Origin of the sequence: Bradyrhizobium sp. CIAT3101, from assembly GCF_029714945.1 — a bacterium.
Classification (GTDB): domain Bacteria; phylum Pseudomonadota; class Alphaproteobacteria; order Rhizobiales; family Xanthobacteraceae; genus Bradyrhizobium.
On sequence record NZ_CP121634.1, the window covers coordinates 7,751,183 to 7,767,816 of the forward strand.

At 65.9% G+C, this 16,634-nt stretch carries 17 protein-coding genes; 8 read left to right on the forward strand and 9 right to left on the reverse strand.

Annotation, left to right across the window (positions count from 1 at the left end; all coding sequences use genetic code 11):
* Positions 1-21: 21 nt before the first annotated feature.
* Positions 22-1,002 carry a hypothetical protein gene (locus tag QA645_RS36130; protein ID WP_283053484.1) on the reverse strand — a complete coding sequence of 327 codons (981 nt, stop codon included), beginning with the start codon at positions 1,000-1,002 and terminating at the stop codon, positions 22-24.
* Between the two features lie 282 nt (positions 1,003-1,284).
* Between QA645_RS36130 and QA645_RS36135 the strand changes: the two genes are divergently transcribed.
* Both QA645_RS36135 and QA645_RS36140 read left to right on the forward strand, forming a co-directional pair.
* On the forward strand, positions 1,285-1,656 hold the full coding sequence (locus QA645_RS36135) for a cyclic nucleotide-binding domain-containing protein (protein WP_283045956.1): 372 nt from the start codon (positions 1,285-1,287) through the stop codon (positions 1,654-1,656).
* 33 nt (positions 1,657-1,689) lie between these two features.
* Complete coding sequence (locus QA645_RS36140) at positions 1,690-2,466, forward strand: MBL fold metallo-hydrolase (protein WP_283045957.1); 777 nt, start codon at positions 1,690-1,692, stop codon at positions 2,464-2,466.
* A 41-nt stretch (positions 2,467-2,507) separates the two neighbouring features.
* Here QA645_RS36140 and QA645_RS36145 read toward each other — a convergent pair whose 3' ends face one another.
* From QA645_RS36145 to QA645_RS36155, 3 genes are all read right to left on the reverse strand, one after another.
* Positions 2,508-3,005, reverse strand: coding sequence for a TPM domain-containing protein (locus QA645_RS36145; RefSeq protein WP_283045958.1), 498 nt, complete (start codon positions 3,003-3,005; stop codon positions 2,508-2,510).
* A 2-nt stretch (positions 3,006-3,007) separates the two neighbouring features.
* Complete coding sequence (locus QA645_RS36150) at positions 3,008-3,895, reverse strand: YgcG family protein (protein WP_283045959.1); 888 nt, start codon at positions 3,893-3,895, stop codon at positions 3,008-3,010.
* A 132-nt stretch (positions 3,896-4,027) separates the two neighbouring features.
* Positions 4,028-4,639 (reverse strand): LemA family protein, encoded by a 612-nt coding sequence (locus tag QA645_RS36155; protein WP_254195490.1) that lies wholly within the window; start codon positions 4,637-4,639, stop codon positions 4,028-4,030.
* A gap of 171 nt (positions 4,640-4,810) precedes the next feature.
* Here QA645_RS36155 and QA645_RS36160 point away from each other — a divergent pair, with 171 nt between their 5' ends.
* The 3 genes from QA645_RS36160 to QA645_RS36170 are packed head-to-tail and all read left to right on the forward strand — an operon-like array spanning position 4,811 to position 8,027.
* Positions 4,811-5,662: an enoyl-CoA hydratase gene (locus QA645_RS36160; protein ID WP_283045960.1), complete on the forward strand. Its 852-nt coding sequence runs from the start codon at positions 4,811-4,813 to the stop codon at positions 5,660-5,662.
* Between the two features lie 4 nt (positions 5,663-5,666).
* On the forward strand, positions 5,667-6,815 hold the full coding sequence (locus QA645_RS36165) for an acyl-CoA dehydrogenase (protein ID WP_254134167.1): 1,149 nt from the start codon (positions 5,667-5,669) through the stop codon (positions 6,813-6,815).
* A 15-nt stretch (positions 6,816-6,830) separates the two neighbouring features.
* A complete protein-coding gene (locus tag QA645_RS36170; protein WP_283045961.1) occupies positions 6,831-8,027 on the forward strand; it encodes an acyl-CoA dehydrogenase family protein in 1,197 nt (398 codons plus the stop codon).
* Positions 8,028-8,230: 203 nt separating this feature from the next.
* On the opposite strand, the gene QA645_RS36175 is transcribed toward QA645_RS36170, so the two are convergent.
* Positions 8,231-10,552 carry a xanthine dehydrogenase family protein molybdopterin-binding subunit gene (locus QA645_RS36175; RefSeq protein ID WP_283045962.1) on the reverse strand — a complete coding sequence of 774 codons (2,322 nt, stop codon included), beginning with the start codon at positions 10,550-10,552 and terminating at the stop codon, positions 8,231-8,233.
* A gap of 112 nt (positions 10,553-10,664) precedes the next feature.
* Positions 10,665-11,540, reverse strand: a complete 876-nt coding sequence (locus QA645_RS36180) for a dihydrodipicolinate synthase family protein (protein ID WP_283045963.1) — start codon at positions 11,538-11,540, stop codon at positions 10,665-10,667.
* 192 nt (positions 11,541-11,732) lie between these two features.
* On the opposite strand from QA645_RS36180, the gene QA645_RS36185 reads away from it, so the two are divergent.
* Positions 11,733-12,485 (forward strand): transporter, encoded by a 753-nt coding sequence (locus tag QA645_RS36185; protein WP_283045964.1) that lies wholly within the window; start codon positions 11,733-11,735, stop codon positions 12,483-12,485.
* A 22-nt stretch (positions 12,486-12,507) separates the two neighbouring features.
* Here the strand turns inward: QA645_RS36185 and QA645_RS36190 are convergent, their stop codons facing one another.
* On the reverse strand, positions 12,508-13,473 hold the full coding sequence (locus QA645_RS36190) for a VOC family protein (RefSeq protein ID WP_283045965.1): 966 nt from the start codon (positions 13,471-13,473) through the stop codon (positions 12,508-12,510).
* Positions 13,474-13,652: 179 nt separating this feature from the next.
* On the opposite strand from QA645_RS36190, the gene QA645_RS36195 reads away from it, so the two are divergent.
* Both QA645_RS36195 and QA645_RS36200 read left to right on the forward strand, forming a co-directional pair.
* Positions 13,653-14,519: a S1C family serine protease gene (locus QA645_RS36195; RefSeq protein ID WP_254195496.1), complete on the forward strand. Its 867-nt coding sequence runs from the start codon at positions 13,653-13,655 to the stop codon at positions 14,517-14,519.
* Positions 14,516-14,887 (forward strand): helix-turn-helix transcriptional regulator, encoded by a 372-nt coding sequence (locus QA645_RS36200; RefSeq protein WP_283045966.1) that lies wholly within the window; start codon positions 14,516-14,518, stop codon positions 14,885-14,887. Before QA645_RS36195 ends, QA645_RS36200 begins: the two co-directional genes overlap by 4 nt.
* Here QA645_RS36200 and QA645_RS36205 read toward each other — a convergent pair.
* Positions 14,882-15,952, reverse strand: a complete 1,071-nt coding sequence (locus QA645_RS36205) for a HAMP domain-containing sensor histidine kinase (protein ID WP_254195497.1) — start codon at positions 15,950-15,952, stop codon at positions 14,882-14,884. The two genes, QA645_RS36200 and QA645_RS36205, sit on opposite strands and share 6 nt — an antisense overlap.
* The gene (locus QA645_RS36210; RefSeq protein WP_254134176.1) at positions 15,939-16,631 is read right to left on the reverse strand and encodes a response regulator transcription factor; all 693 of its coding nucleotides are present in this window, start codon (positions 16,629-16,631) and stop codon (positions 15,939-15,941) included. Before QA645_RS36210 ends, QA645_RS36205 begins: the two co-directional genes overlap by 14 nt.
* Between the last annotated feature and the right edge of the window lie 3 nt (positions 16,632-16,634).

The window sequence follows — 16,634 nt, forward strand, 5'->3', positions numbered from 1 at the left end:
GAAAGTTCAGATATCGGTCGCTTAGCGCGAGACGATCAGACCCTTGCTGGTGACGACCACCCAGCGGCCGTCCTGGCGGCGGATCGCGTCGACGCGGCCAATTCCGGGGATAGGATCGCCGGCATAGACCTCGTACAGGCCATCCCGGCCCTCGATCAGCGCGCCGCCATTGGCGACGTCGCGGAGCCTCCAGCCGTCGACCGTCGGCAGGCGGCCGACCTCGGTCTTGGGCGCGGCCGGCGTGGGAGCCGGGGCGGCAGCGGCCGTCGCGACCTGGGTCGGGGCCGGTGCGATCGAGCCGGTGGTCTCCTTCGCGGGCGCCGCGGCTGCGGCCTGCTGCGCGGGGGCTGCCGGCGGCGTCGCGCGGAGCTTGTCGACGGTCTCGGACAGTTTTACGAGCTTGGCCATCGGTTCGGCCTGCGCCTTCTCGAGCTTGTCGAGACGGTCGTTGGCCCGATTGAGCTGGCTGACGCCGGTCTTCGAATTGTGCTCGACATTGGCCTTGAGCGCGACGATGTCGGCATCGATCCGGGAGACGGACGCATCCAGCGCGCTGGTATCGGCAATCTGCGCCGGCGCGGGGCTGGCAAAATGCATCATGCCGGCGGTCGCGAGCGCGCCGCTGACGGCGCCGACGCAGGCTGCGATCGCCACGACGGCGGCCATGGCCGAGAAGCGGCGCTTGCTGCCGGTGTCACGCACCTCGTCGGCCTTCACATGCGGGGCAAACTCTTCACGATCCCAGGACCGCTCCGAGGGCGCCATGACAATGAGCTTGCCGGGCTTCGGCTCGGGCTTGGTCTCGGCCTGCGGTGAGGCACTGATCCTGGGCACCTCGATCCGCGGCGGCTCGATCTTCGGCGGCTCGACCTGCGGAGCGTCCGCTTTCGGCGGCGCCTCATGGTCGGGGGCGATCGAGGGGGCCTCGATGCCGGCGGCAGCCTCGACGGCCTGCGCGGTTGCGGCGGCGTCGGCGGCTTCCTGGCCGGCCAATTCGGGCATTGCTTCGCTCACGGCTCAAATACTCCAGTCTGGGTTGACTTTTTGGTAACTTTCATTGCTTGCGAATTCCTTACCTCGGGACCCGCTTACCGAAATTTTAGGAACTCGTCCGAGGCCGAATTGGGTCGGGAAAGTGGAACCGGCGTGGCGCCGTGCAACAAATTGTCAGCCGATGCTGCCTTGCGGTAGGCCGCGCGCCTTAGCCGAAGGGGTTGTTTGCCCGTCATTGTTCCGCGGCTAACATGAGCCCGTCCCGTCAGCCAGAAGGCGTTTGGGGGTGTCATGACGATCGAGAAATGCATCAACGCGTTTGCTGTCGATGACGTCATCTTCGAGGAGGGCTCGACCGGCCGAGAGCTGTTCGTCGTGCTCGACGGCGAGGTCGAGATCGCCAAGGTCGACGGCGCGCACAAGACCAGCATCATCAAGCTCGGCAAGGGCGAGTTCTTCGGCGAGATGGCCGTGATCGACGGTTCGGCGCGTTCGGCGACCGCGATCGCATCGGCGCCGAACACGAAGGTGATGCGGATCAACCACGCGCGCTTCGTCTATCTCGTCAGCCAGCAACCGGCGTTCGCGCTGATGGTGATGGATGCGCTGTCGAAACGCCTGCGCGCCTCCAACGCCGTCACCTACCGGACAGCGCAATCATGAAGCAAGCGGAAGCCGACCGCATTCCCGACCCTGATGAAGAACGACACCTGCTCGCTGATCCAGGCGGCCGATGACGTCTACCAGATCCGATTTTCCAACCGCGCGGCCAACGCCTATCTGGTGCGCGGCTCGGCGCGCACCATCCTGATCGATGTCGGCCTGTCCTCGAACTATCCGGCGATGGTCGAATGCCTGAACTTCGTCGGATGCCCGCCGGAGACAATCGACATGGTGGTGCTGAGCCACGAGCATCTCGACCATATCGGCGCGGCCTGGCACTTCAACGAGCGCCGCACCTACGTCGCCGCCCATCGGCTTGCCGCCAACAAGATCATGCTGCGCGACGACTTTTCCATGCTGCGCAAGATGTTCAACGAGCCGAACGTGCCGATTAATATCGACATCTGGCTCGAGGAAGGCAATCTGATCGACCTCGGCAATTTCCGCCTCAACGTGATGTACACGCCGGGCCATACCTCGGCCTGCATCACGCTGTTCGAGCAGGACAAGGGCCTGCTGTTTGCCGCCGACACCTTGATGCCCGGCGGCGTGATGGGCGGCGTGTTCGGCTCCGGCAGCATCGCCGACTACATCCAGTCGCTGGAGCGCATCAAGGGGCTGAACACGAAGATCCTTCTTTCAGGGCATGGGAGGCTGTCGGACACGCCGCAGGAGGACGTGCGCATCGCCATTGCGCGGTCGCACGGCCTGCTGGAGGATACCGCGCAATTGTTCGATGCGCTGGATGCGCGCTCGAATTTCGAGCCGATCATGCAGTCGGTGCGGGATCTGAACAAGCTGGATGATTGAGCCACACCTGTGGTCCTGGCTTTCGCCAGGACGACAAAGGGTCACATCACCACCGGCTCATCCGGCAGCTCGTTCGGGTGCGGGCCCGCCGGCGGGAAATACTTCGCCAGCTCCCGCGACACTGCCGCGATGCCGTCGATCACGCCACGCTCGAACTGGCCGGCTCCGAACTCCGCTTCCATCGCGCGGCAGATCGTCTCCCAGCCGGCGGCGCCGACCTTCGCGTCGATGCCGCGGTCGGCGATGATCTCGACGTCGCGGTCGGCGAGCAGCAGGTAGATCAACACGCCGTTGTTGTGCGCCGTGTCCCAGATCCGCAAATGCGAGAACAGGTCGAGCGCTCGCTCGCGGGCATGCTGGTTGCGGAACAGCGGACGGCCGTCGAGCGCGCCTTCGACGACGAAGCGGACCTGGCCGGAATGCGTGGTTTCGCTGCTCTTGATCGACTGCTCGATGCGGTTGAGCACGTCTTGCGGAAACGCCTGCCTCGCACGCCAATGGTGCTGGAAGAGATGCCGGGTGATGCGCCCAATGCCCATGACTACCAGCTCCCCGAGGCGCCGCCGCCACCAAAGCTGCCGCCGCCCCCGCCAAAACTGCCGCTGTCGCTCGACGACGATCCGCTGCTCCAGCCTCCCGACGAGGAGCCGCCCGACCACGTCCCACCGCGCGACGACCCCGTCGATGCCGGGAAGAGATCGGCGATGAAGGACAGCACGAAGCCGATGATCCCCGCGAGCAGCGCTAACGCACCGGAGCCGATGATGAGCAGCGCCAGGAGGCCGATCACGCTGCCGGTCGCGACCGAGCCCAGCAGCCGCCCCAATAGCGCGCGCAGGAAGCCGCCAACAACGAGCGAGCCGAACAGCGCGACGGGGACAAGCGGCCCGATATCGTCGAGATTGGCAAAATTCACGCTGCGTGAGGGCGCCGGCAACGGCTCGCCGTCAACCACGCGCATCATCCGCTCGGCGCCGGCCGAGATGCCGCCGGCGAAATCGCCCTCCCTGAATTTCGGCGTGATGACCTCGTCGATGATCCGCCGCGAGGTCACGTCGGTGAGCGCGCCTTCGAGGCCGTAACCGACCTCGATGCGCAGATGCCGGTCGTTCTTGGCGACGACGAGGATCGCGCCGTCGTCGACCTTGTTGCGGCCGATCTTCCAGGCCTCGGCGACGCGGATGGAGAACTGCTCGATCGTCTCCGGGTCCGTCGTCGGCACGATCAGCACGGCGATCTGGCTGCCCTTCCGCTTTTCGAAATCAGCGAGCTTCTGCGACAGCGCGGCGACATCGCTGCTCGACAGCGTACCGGTCCGGTCGACCACGCGGCCGGTGAGCTGCGGCACCGCGACGTCGGCCGCGGCTGCAAACGCGAAGGCGAGGAAGAACGTTGCAACGATCGTTGCGCGCCACACCCTCAGTGTCATCGTCCAGCTTGACCGGGCGATCCAGTATTCCAGAGACGCCAGCAGGTTGCGGAGAAGCCGCGGCGTACTGGATTCCCCGCTTTCGCGGGGAATGACAGTGGTGAGTGGCGCGCGCATCGGAGCCGGACGCGCTTACTTCGACGGTGCGGGCGCAGGCGCGTTGAAATCGACCTTCGGTGCGGTCGAGATTTCCTTCTCGTTCTCGACCGAGAAGTTCGGCTTCTCCTTGTAGCCGAACATCATCGCCGTGAGGTTGTTCGGGAACGATCGGACGGTGACGTTGTAGTCCTGCACCGCCTTGATGTAGCGGTTGCGCGCGACCGTGATGCGGTTCTCGGTTCCCTCGAGCTGCGACATCAGGTCCTTGAACAGGGCATCCGACTTGAGTTGCGGATAGTTTTCCGTGACCACGAGCAGCCGGGACAATGCGCTGGAGAGCTCGCCCTGCGCGGCCTGAAACTTCTGGAGCGCGGCAGGGTCGTTCAACACCTCCGGCGTCGCCTGGATGCTGCCGACCTTGGCGCGGGCATTGGTGACGCCGAGCAGCACGTCCTTTTCCTGCTGCGCAAAGCCCTTCACCGAATTAACCAGATTGGGCACGAGATCGGCGCGGCGTTGATACTGGTTCACCACCTCGGACCAGTTGGCCTTGATCTGCTCATCCTGGCTCTGGATCGCGTTGTAGCCGCAATTCGTCAGGCTGAGCGAGGCCAGTGCCGCCAGCACGGTCAGGATCTTGCGCATGGAAATTTCTCCCGGTGGAATCGAGGGCAAACTACCAGATTGAGCGCGCAGGACGCCAGATGTCCCGACGGACGGCGCCGAAAGCAGCCGGCTGACGCAAGCCTCTTGCCTATCACCGGGCGACATAGTCAACTCCAAGCAAACAAGACGAAAAATCCAGGGGAGCGCGCCATGTCCTCGTTCGAGACCATCCTCGTGGAGCGGCCGGAGCCGGCGATCGCCAGGGTCCTCATGAACCGGCCCGAAGCGCGCAATGCGCAGAACCTGCAAATGACCTACGACCTCAACGCCGCCTTCGACGCGGCGGTCCAGGACGACGCGGTCAAGGTGATCATCCTCGCCGGCAACGGGCCGCACTTCTCCTCCGGCCACGATCTGCGTCCCGGGGCTAAGAATGCCGCCGGCGCGGATTTTCCGCCGATCGGGAATTGGGGCGGCTTTGCCGAGACCAACGCCCATGGCCGTTTCGCACGCGAGCAGGAAATATATCTCCAGATCACACGGCGCTGGCGTAACCTGGCGAAGCCGACCATCGCCGAGGTGCATGGCAAGTGCATCGCCGGTGGTTTGATGCTGGCCTGGGCCTGCGACCTCATCGTTGCCAGCGACGACGCGCAGTTCTGCGACCCCGTCGTCACCATGGGCGTCTGCGGCGTCGAATGGTTCGTGCACCCTTGGGAGCTCGGCCCGCGCAAGGCCAAGGAATTTCTGTTCACGGCCGACAGCTGGAGCGCCGAGGAGGCGCATCAGCTCGGCATGGTGAACCAGGTCGTACCACGCGCGGAGCTTTCATCGCGCGTGATGGAGCTGGCGCGGCGGATCGCGTCAAAGCCGTCCTTTGCGCTGAAGCTGACCAAGGAGGCCGTGAACCGCTCCGTCGACGTGATGGGCCAGCCCGCCGCGATCGACCAGGCCTTTGCGCTGCATCAACTCTGTCACGCCCACAATCTTCAGGAGTTCGGCATGGTGGTCGACCCGTCCGGACTGCACCCCTCCGTGCGCAAGCCGGCGGCCGCGGAGTAAGGACATGGATCTCAATCTCACCGACGAGCAACGGCTGCTGCGCGAGAGTGCGGAACGCTTCGTGGCCGAGAGCTACGATGCCGACCACCGCCGCAAGACGGCCAACGATCCACTCGGCTTCAGCCCCGCGGTGTGGAAGCAGTTCGCCGAGCTCGGCTGGCTGGCGCTGCCGATCCCTGAAGAGTTTGACGGGCTCGGCGGCGGGCCGGTCGAGATCGGCATCTTGATGGAGGCGTTCGGCCGTGGGCTGGTGTCCGAGCCCTATGTCGCAACGGTCGTGCTCGGCGCTGCACTGATCGAGCGATGCGGCAGCACCGCGCAGAAGCAGGCGAGCCTGCCCAAGATCGCAGACGGCTCATTGAAGCTCGCGTTTGCGCATTCCGAGCGCGCCGCGCGGTTCGACCTGGCAAAGGTCGCGACATCAGCGACCAAGACGGCGCAGGGCTGGCGTCTTGCCGGCAGCAAGATCGCCGTGCTCGACGGCCATGCCGCCGACGAGATCATCGTCTCCGCGCATCTGCACGATCATCACGGACCATCGGGGCGGATCGGCCTGTTTCTGGTGCCGGCGACGGCGCCGGGGCTTTCGATCTCCGACTATCCGCGCCTCGGCGGCGGGCGCGCCTGCAACATCGAGCTCTCCGATGTGCAGCTGCCGGCAGATGCCCTGCTCGGCGATGGCAAGGACGCGCTGCCGGCGATCGAATGGGCCGTCGACCGCACCATGGCTGCGCTCGGCGCTGAAGCCGTCGGCATCATGCAGACGCTGCTCGACACCACGCTCGACTACACCAAGATCAGGAAGCAATTCGGCCGGCCGTTGTCCGCCAACCAGGTGATCCGCCATCGCCTCGCCGACATGGCCATCCAGGTGGACGAAGCCCGCTCCATGGCCCTGCGCGCCGCGCTGAAGGCCGATAGCGCGCCGGTCGAACGGGCCCGCGCCGCTTCGGCTGCGAAGGCGAAGATCGGCAAATGCGCCCGCTTCGTCGGCGAGCAGTCGATCCAGCTCCACGGCGGCATGGGCGTCACCGAGGAGCTCGAGGTCGGCGCCTATTTCAAGCGGCTCGTCGCCTTCGACACGCTGTTCGGCGGCAGCGCGCATCATTACGGCCGCCATGCCCAGCTCGGCCGCACCACTCAACCTGCCTGACACCGGGAGCGCATCATGGACCTGTCGTTCAATGCCGAGGAGCGCGCCTTCCAGAGCGAGGTGCGCGGTTTCATCGCCAAAAATCTCACCGAGGAGATGAAACGCGCCACCGCGCTGACGCCGTCGGTGTTCTCCGATCCTGATATCGGCATGGCCTGGCAGCGCGCGCTGCACAAGCAGGGCTGGGGCGCGCCTGGCTGGCCCATGGATCACGGCGGCCCGGACTGGACGCCAGCGCAGCGCTGGATCTTCGAGAGCGAATGCGCGCGCGCCGGCGTGCCCAATGTCAACGTGATGGGCGTGAAGATGGTCGGGCCCGTCATCATCGGCTTCGGTTCGCCCGAGCAGAAGAATTTTTACCTGCCGCGCATTCTCTCCGGTGAGGACTATTGGTGCCAGGGCTATTCCGAGCCGGGCTCCGGCTCCGATCTCTCCTCGCTGAAGACCCGCGCGGTGCGCGACGGCGACGATTACATCATCAACGGCACCAAGATCTGGACTACGCATGCACACCACGCCAACCGCATGTTCGCACTCGTGCGCACCAGCGACGGCCCGCGGCAGCAGGACGGCATCAGTTTCATTCTGATCGACATGAAGACCCCGGGGATTACGACGCGCCCCATCCTCACCATCGGCGGCGACCACGAGGTCAACCAGGTATTCTTCGACGACGTGCGCGTGCCCGTGGCCAACCGCGTCGGCGACGAAGGCAAGGGCTGGACCTACGGCAAATACCTGCTCGAGTTCGAGCGCGGCTCGGGCATCGCATCCGCCAAGCTGCGCGAAGGGCTGCGCGCCATCACCGAACTCGCGGAGTCCGATCTCACGGGACGCGCAATCGACAGCCCTGATATCGCGTCCCGCATCTCCGAGGTCGAGATCGACATCGACGCGCTGGAGATGACCGAGCTGCGCGTGCTCTCGGCGCTCCAGACCGGCCAGAATCCCGGCGCGGTGTCATCGATTCTGAAGCTGCGCAACAGCGAGATCCGGCAAGCCGTGACGAAGCTCGGCGTCGACGTGATCGGCCACGATGCCCTCGCCGTCGAACCGATGCGCCCGCTCTACAAGCTCAACCACGAGCCGGCGCTGCCGGAGGACATGCTGACGGTGGTGCCCGAATATCTCAACGGCCGCGCCTACACGATCTTCGGCGGCACGTCGGAGATCCAGCGCGATATTATTGCGAAGATGATGCTGGGGATTTAGCGAGACTGGCGCTCCACACTCCGCCGTCGTCCCGGACAAGCGAAGCGCAGATCAGGGACCCATAACCACAGGGAGATGTGGTTACGAGGAACTCGGAGTGACCGGCTTCGCGTCAAACTCCGCCCTGTGGTTATGGGTCCCGGGCTCGCGCTGCGCGCGCCCCGGGACGACAGTTGTGGTTGCTCTGACAGCAGAGACTATACTTAGGCAGCCTTCGCATCCTTGATCGCCTTCCAGATCTTCTGCGGCGTCAGGGGCGTGTTGAGCTGGCTGATGCCGAGTTCGGCCAGCGCATCCATCACGCCGTTGGCGACGCAGGGCGGGCCGCCGATGGCGCCGGATTCGCCGCAGCCCTTGGCGCCGAGCGGGTTGGTACGGCAGGGCGCGGAATCATCCAGCGTCACCACGATCGGCGGGACGTCATCGGCGCGCGGGATGCAGTAATCCTGGTAGCTCGCGGTCAGGAGCTGGCCGTCGGCATCGTATGACACACCCTCGTACAGCGCCTGACCGATGCCCTGCGCGACGCCGCCATGGATCTGCCCCGTCACCAGCATCGGGTTCACGGCCACGCCGACGTCGTCGACGGTGGTGTAGCGCACGACCTTGGACACGCCGGTCTCCGGATCAATCTCGACCTCGCAAATATGCGTGCCGTTCGGCCAGCTCGGACCGTCGACCTCGCCTTCGGAATCGACGCTGAGCTTTGCGCCGGTTTCCTTCTCGGCAATATCGAACAGGCTGATGCGGCGGTCGGTGCCAACCACGGTGAGCATGCCGCCCTGGTACTCGATGTCCTCGACCGAGGTCTCGAGTACGTTCGCCGCCTTCTCGCGCGCCTTCTGGATCAGGTCGTTGGAGGAGACGGCGACCGCCGTGCCGCCGACGAACAGCGAGCGGGAGCCGACGCTGCCAAAACCCATCGCGAGATCGGTGTCGCCCTGGACGACGTCGATCTTGTCCATGGGAATGCCGAGCGTATCGGAGATCATCTGGGTGTAGGTGGTCTGCAGCCCCTGCCCCATCGCCATGGTGCCGGAATGCAGCACGACGCGGCCCTGCGAGGTCGCATGCAGGCTGACCTTTTCAGTGTGGGCGCGACCGCCGGTCCATTCGATGTAGGAGGTGAGCCCGCGGCCATAGAGCAGGCCCTTCTTCTTCGCGGCCTTCTTGCGCGCGGCAAAGCCGTCCCAGTCGGCCAGCTTCACGGCGCGGTCGAGCATGTGGGCGAAGGCGCCGGAGTCGTAAACCTGGCCGGCGGCGTTGGTGTAGGGCAGCTGCGCCGGCTTGATGTAGTTGGCTTTGCGGATCGCGCGCGGATCGATGCCGATTTTTCGCGCGGCGGCGTCGAACAGTCGCTCGACGATGAAGACGGCTTCCGGACGACCGGCACCACGATAGGCACCGACCGGTGCGGTGTGCGTCATCACCGACTTGACCTCGAAATGCACCAGCGGCAAATCGTAGACACCGGTCTGCACGAACGGACCGAGCACCAGCGGAATGATGTTGGCTGCGCCCGAGGAATAGGCGCCGGTGCAGCCGATCGAGGTGACGCGATAGGCCAGCACCTTGCCCTTCTCGTCCAGCGCGAAGGACGCCGTCGAGGTGAGATCGCGGCCATGGGTGCCACCGACGAATTCGTCGGTACGGTCACCGCGCCAGCGGATCTTCCTGTTCAGCTTGGTCGCGACATAGGCGACGATGCCGTCTTCCGGATAGAGGTTGGTCTTCTGGCCGAACCCGCCGCCGATGTCGCCGACGAGCACGCGCACGCTGTCCTTGGGACGCTTCAGCACGGCTTCCGCCAGCACGTCGCGGGTCGAGGCCGGGGTCTGCGATTGAACATGCAGAAGGAGACGGCCGGTCTTCTTGTCGATCTCGGCAATGGTCGAGCGCGGCTCCATCGCCGACGGCACCAGGCGCTGGCTGACGAGATCGAGCTCGACCGTGTGCGCGGCCTTGGCGAAGGCCTCATCCACCTTGGCGGCATCGCCATAGCTCATCGCACCGACGATGTTGTCGGGCGCCTCAGGCCACACCAGCGGCGCGCCGGGTTTGACTGCCTCGACGGGGTCGACCACGGCGGGCTGCACGTCGTATTCGACCACGATCGCTTCAGCCGCGCTCTGGGCTTCCGCACGCGACGAAGCCACCACCGCCGCCACCGCCTCGCCGGTGTAGCGCACGATTTCATGGGCGAGCAGCCGTCGCGGCGGCACGGTCATCGGCTTGCCGTCGGGGCGCTTGAAGATGCTCAGGGTCGGAATGGTGCCGACGTCGTCCTTGATCAGATCGGCGCCGGTGTAGATGGCGGTGACGCCGGGCATCGATACCGCGGCGCTGGTGTCGATCGAGAGGATCTTCGCGTGCGCATGCGGCGAGCGCAGCACGTGCAACCACAACGCGCCGTCCTCCGGCTTGTCGTCGATGAATTGCCCCTTCCCGGTGAGCAGCCGCTGGTCTTCCAAACGCTTGACGGGCTGGCCCGCTCCGAAACGCAAATTGCCGGGAAGAATGTTCATTCCGCTGGGTCCTCTAAGCCTCAAAGTGCGGCCGCCTTTTAGCGGATCGAGGCAGGCGAGACCAGCTGCGGTTTTAGGCGGAAATCCCGCGATTTCGGCATAGCGAGAGGGGTTAGGCCAACTCTTTGAGCGCCGCTTCCACGATCTTGCGCGCTTCCGCGGTGAGAGCTGCCTGCGGCGGGACGGGGTCGCCGACGTCATAGCCCTGGATCGCGAGACCGGCCTTGATGCAGGCCGCGAGATTGAAGCGGGCGAAGGCCTCGTTGATGCGCCACAGCCTGCGCTGGAGCGCCATGGCCTCGTCCCAGCGGCCGGCCTGGCAGAGATCGTAGAGTGCCACGCTCTGGCGCGGGATGATGCAGGCCGGGCCCGCCATCCAGCCGAGGCCGCCGATCAACATCACCGCGGCCGGGATGTGGGCGGAGGCCGAGAACACGCGCAAGCGATCGCCGCAGCGGTTCATGATCGACAGCAGGCGTCCGGTGTTGGTCGAGGCGTCCTTGATGTAGCCGATGCGCGGATGCTCGGCGAGGCGCGCGATGACATCGAGCGTGAGGTCGGACCGCTGGAATTGCGGATTGGTGTAGATCACGACGGGAATGTCCACGGCATCAGCGATGCCGCGGAAATAGGATTCGACCTGGGCGTCTGCGAGAGGAAAATACGCTTCGAGGATCGCCAGGATGCCGTTGGCGCCGAGCTTCTGGTAGGCCTGCGCCTGCGCCACCGCATCGGCCGTCGAGGTCGACGCAACGCCGGCCACCACGGGCACGCGGCCCTTCGCAGCCTCGATCGTGGTCTGCACCACCGCCATGCGCTGCGCGGCGTTGAGATAGGCGAACTCGCCGGTCGAGCCCAGCGGCGTCAGCCCGTGCACGCCGGCGCCAATCAAATCGTCGCAGAGCCTTGCGAGCACGTCCGTTCGCACCGCGCCGTCAGTGCCGACGGGCGAGACGAGATAGGGAAAAACGCCGCGAAAATCGGTCATGTCGGGAATAAAATCCGGGGAAGCGAGTCTTGTCTGGCAGGCGCGCGATCCAACGCGTGCTACCATGGGGTCCTATTGCCAGCAAGCGACCTGCTTTCGAAGAGCGTATTTGTGGTTTGGGAAATTGTCCTGCAGCGTTGGCGGGCGTTGTTGTGTTGCGCCGGCCTCCTCGCCGCGGCGCTATGTCCCGGCATGGCTCGGGCCGGTGAATGCCCCGCGCCGCAATCGGAGATCGCGACCGATCGTCCTGACGTGACCAATTCCAGCCTGGTCGTGCCTGATGGCAGCATCCAGATCGAGAACGGCCTCAACACGTCCAGCCAGAGCGCCGGCCAGGGCCTTGACGGCAGCAACAGCCGTCTTCGCTTCGGCATCGCGCCGTGCCTCGAAGTGCTGGTCGACGTGCCGAGCTATGTCGGGCGGTTGACCGGCATGGTCGATACCGGTTTCACCAATGTCACGCCTGGCGTGAAGTGGCAGGTCAGCGGACTGCCAGAGCCTGCGAACCTCTCGGTGGTGTTCGGCGTCGGCCTGCCGACCGGCACGCCCGCGATCACCGGCGCAGGCCTTCAACCCTATCTGCAATTCCCCTGGTCTTACGAGCTCGGCGGCGGCTGGGGCATCAGCGGCATGTTCACGAGCTTCTTCCGGCCGTCGGATCCGGGCAACCACCAGACCAGCGAAGCAACCTTCGTGATCGAGCGGAAGGTCAGCGAGAAGCTGGCGCTGTTCGCCGAATATGTCAGCGACACGCCATCACGCGGCGCGAGCACCGCGCTGCTCAATGTCGGCGGCGGCTATCTACTGAACCGGACCGAGCAGATCGATTTCCACCTGGCCTTCGGCCTCAACCGGAATTCGCCGGACTACATCATCGGCGTCGGCTATTCCTACCGCTGGGACAACGTCCTCGGCGCGGCCGCGCGACCGATGCTTCGGCATTGACCAAGCTGGTCAGCGCGGCCGCTCACACCTTGAGCAGCCGCACCCGTGTGCCCCAGGGATCGACCGCCTCGACGCCATCCGGCAGCTGCGCCACCCGGGCGCCGCCCTTGCGCAGGCGCTCTTCCTGCGCGGCGAGCAACTCCTGCTTCTCCGTCACCAGCGAAAACCAGGCGAGCCCGGTCATGGCATCGTCGCGCTGGCCTGCGCCCTGGCTCTGCCAGACGTTCATGCCGAGATGGTGGTGATAGCGCCCCGACGACAGGAACGCGGCGCCGTTGCGACTGCGGGTCGGGTCGAGGCCGATCGTGCCGTGGTAAAAGCTCTGGGCCTGCGCGAGATCGCCGACACGCAAATGCATGTGGCCGACCCGCATCCCGTCCGGCGCCTTCGCATAGTCGCTGACGCGCGTGTTGGTCAGCGACAGCAGGTCGGGGATATTGAGCTCGTCGGTCGCCATCTGCACGCTGCCCTCGCTCCACTGCCATTGCGAGGGATCGCGATCGGCATAGACCTCGATGCCGTTACCTTCGGGGTCGTCGAGATAGACGGACTCGCTGACGAGGTGATCGGCAAAGCCCGACAGCTTCACGCGGTGCGAGGCCGCGTGCACCAGCCAGCGCGCCAGGTCTTTTCGCGTCGGCATCAGGAAGGCGGTGTGGTAGAGGCCGGCGGCGTTGCGCGGCTCGATCGCGGCGTCGGGACGGGCTTCCAGCACCAGCAGCGTGATACCGGCGGTGCCGAGCTTCGCGGCGGCGCCGGAGCGCTCCATCACGGTGAGCCCGATGACGTCGCGGTAGTAGTCGGCGACCTTGTCGAGATTCTTCACCCGCAGCGTCACCATGCCGACCCGCATCGGCGTACGGCTGGCATAGGTCGGCCCGCCGCCTTGCGGATTGCCTTCGGCGCGCGCGGCGGCCGCGGCCGCCATCGCGAGCGAGCTGGCACCGGCGAGTTGAAGCAGGGTGCGGCGGGTGAGGTCGATGGTCATCGGTCGGGGCTCGCTGACATCCTTGAGGCCATATCGCGCAATTCGGGGATTGCTACACGTTCCCGTGAGCGGCTCCCAATCACATGTTCGTCGGCCGGACCCAGGGCGGACTGGCCACCCGGCCAGTTTCGCAATGGCCCGCGACATCCCAGATTGTGGACAGCTTACAGGAGCCTTCCATGACCGACTTCACTCCTCTCACCTCGCTATCGTCCGCGCTCGCGGATGTCGTGGCGCGCATCGCGCCGTCCGTCGTCTCCGTGCATTCGCATCGCTCCCGCTCGACCGGCTTCGTCTGGAAGCCCGGCCTGATCGTGACCGCCGACGAGGCGCTGGCGGACGAGGGCGAGGTCCAGATCGTGCTTGCCGACGGCAGCACGGCCCTGGCCACCATCGTCGGCCGCGACCACACCACCGATATCGCGTTGCTGCGCGCCGACACCAACCTCGCGCCGGTCAGGCTCGCCGCGACGGTCCCCGCCCTCGGCGCGCTATCGGTCGTGGTCGCCACCAATCGCGATGCGCCGAGCGCGGCGCTCGGGATGGTATCGGTATCCGGCAAGGGCTGGCGCTCCCTGCGCGGCGGCGAGATCGATACGCGGATCGAGCTCGATGTCCGCCTGCGTTCGAGCCAGGAAGGCGGCCTCGCCGTCGATGCCTCCGGCGAGGCCTTCGGCATGACCGTGCTCGGACCGCGGCGCGTGCTGGTGATTCCCACGGCGACGATCGAGCGGGTTGCGGCGCAGCTCGAAACGCGCGGCCGCATCGCGCGCGGGTATCTCGGGCTCGGCCTGCAGCCGCTGCGGCTCGACGACGGCATCGGCGCGATGGTGATGAATGTCGACAAGGCGGGTCCCGCCGCCACAGCCGGCATCCGCCAGGGCGACGTGATCGTCGCGGTCAATGACCAGAAGCTGTCCGGCGTGCGCGCGCTGTTGCGGACGCTGGGCCCGGCGAGCGTCGGCCAGGTGGTCGATGTCGCGATCCGTCGCGGCGGCGAGCCGGCGAGCTTCAAGGTCACGATCGGCGAAAGGCCGGAGGCGTGAGCGAGGACAACGCACCCGAGATCGTGCTGTCCCTGGAGATCGACGATCCCGCGCTGGCCGACCGCCTCGCGACACTGCTCGGCAGTGTCGCGGGGCTTCGCCTTGCTGCACCCGGCGAGACCGCCACGGCGAGCGTCGTCGCGCGCGATCCGCGCGTCATGCCGGAAGACATCGCACTGACGCAGCGCGAGCTCGACGTGCTGGCGCTGATGGCGGAAGGCGCCTCCAACAAGATGATCGCGCGGCAGCTCAGCATCTCCGTGCACACCGTGAAATTCCATGTCGGCTCGCTGCTGGACAAGCTGGATGCCACCGGCCGCACCGACGCCGTCGCGCATGCGGCGCGCCGCGGCGTGATCGAGCTATAGCGCGATCGGGAATTTGAGTTCGACGGTCAGGCCCGGCGCGTTGTCACGCAGCGCGATCTCGGCGCCGTGGAGGCGCGATACCGCCGCGACCAGGCTCAGGCCCAGACCGTTGCCGGGCGTATAGCGGCTCTGTTCGAGCCGGTAGAAGCGTTTGAAGACGTGATCATGCTGGTCGGCGGCAATGCCCGGACCGTCATCGGCGATGGCGATCGTCGCGCTGGTGCCGGCATAACGGCAGGTCACGGTCACTTGTCCGCCGGCGCGGCCATGCTTGATCGCGTTGTCGACCAGATTGGCGATGGCATCGAACAAGAGGTCGCGATCGCCGGTTACGGCAACGTCGCGGTCACCGCCAAGGCTCATGCGCGTCGCGACCTGTTCGGCGGCGGCGTCATAGAGCTCGACGACCTCGCCGGCGATCTCCGCAAGATTGAGCGCGCGAAACGCGCTGCGGCGAGCGCGGGTCTCGATCTCCGATATCCGTGTGATCGAGGCGAACATGCCGAGCACCGCATCGAGGTCGGCGATGGTATCGCCGATCAGCGCGGCATCGGCTTCACTGTTGCGCTCGTGGTGATAGGCCTTTTCCAGCCGGCCGCGCATGCGCGTCAGCGGCGTGCGCAGATCATGGGCGACATTGTCGCTGACCTGCTTGACTTCGCCCATCAGCGTCTCGATGCGATCGAGCATCTGATTGAGGTTTTCGGCGACGCGGTCCCACTCGTCATGGCTGCCGCGCAGGGGAATGCGCCGGTCGAGGCCGGACAGCATGATGGCGCGGCTGGTGGCGTTGATCTCCTCGATCCGCCCGACCGTGCGTCGCGTCACCAGCACGGCGGCGAGACCGGCCAGCACGACCAGCAGCACCGCAACTGCGACCATCGCCAGCTCGAGCATCGCGACGAAGCCTGAGTGGTCGCCGACATCGCCGACCCGGCTCCGCACAAAGGCGAGCGTGCCGAAATAGACATAGGCCATGATCGCCGCGACGATCAGGCCGAAGATCGCGATCGCGATCAGCGCCAGGCGGAAGGTCGAGGAACGAAGCGTGTCAGCCAGGAGCACGGAGGCAATATCCAATGCCGCGAATGGTGTGGATCAATGGATAGGCCTGGGCATCGTCGACCTTGCGACGGACGCGTCCGACATAGACGTCGATGATGTTGGTGGAGGGATCGAAATGCAGGTCCCAGACATGCTGGAGCAGCATCGCGCGGGAGACGACGCGGCCTTCGTTGCGCACGAGATATTCGAGCAATTGAAACTCGCGCGGCAGCAGCGGAATCTTGCGGCCGCGACGGCTGGCATTGCGTGCGATCAGATCCACCGCGAGATCGCCGACACGCAAAATCGTTTCCTTGGCGATGGTCTCGCTGCGGCGGCCGAGCGCCTCGAGGCGGGCGAGCAACTCGACGAAGGAAAACGGCTTGACGAGGTAATCGTCGCCGCCGGCACGCAAGCCGCGCACACGGTCATCGACCTCGCCGAGCGCGGAGATGATCAGGAAGGGCGAGGCAACGCCGTCATCGCGCATCTGCCGCATCACGGCGATGCCGTCGATGTCGGGCAGCATGCGGTCGATCGTGATCACGGCATAGTCGCGCGCAACGCCGTGACTGAGGGCTTCACGCCCCGTAGCGGCGAGGTCGACGTCATAGCCGGACATCGTCAGCTCCTCGACGAGCTGGCCTGCAGTTTCCGGATCGTCCTCGACGACCAGGATGCGACGGTGGCCTCCGGTCATGGC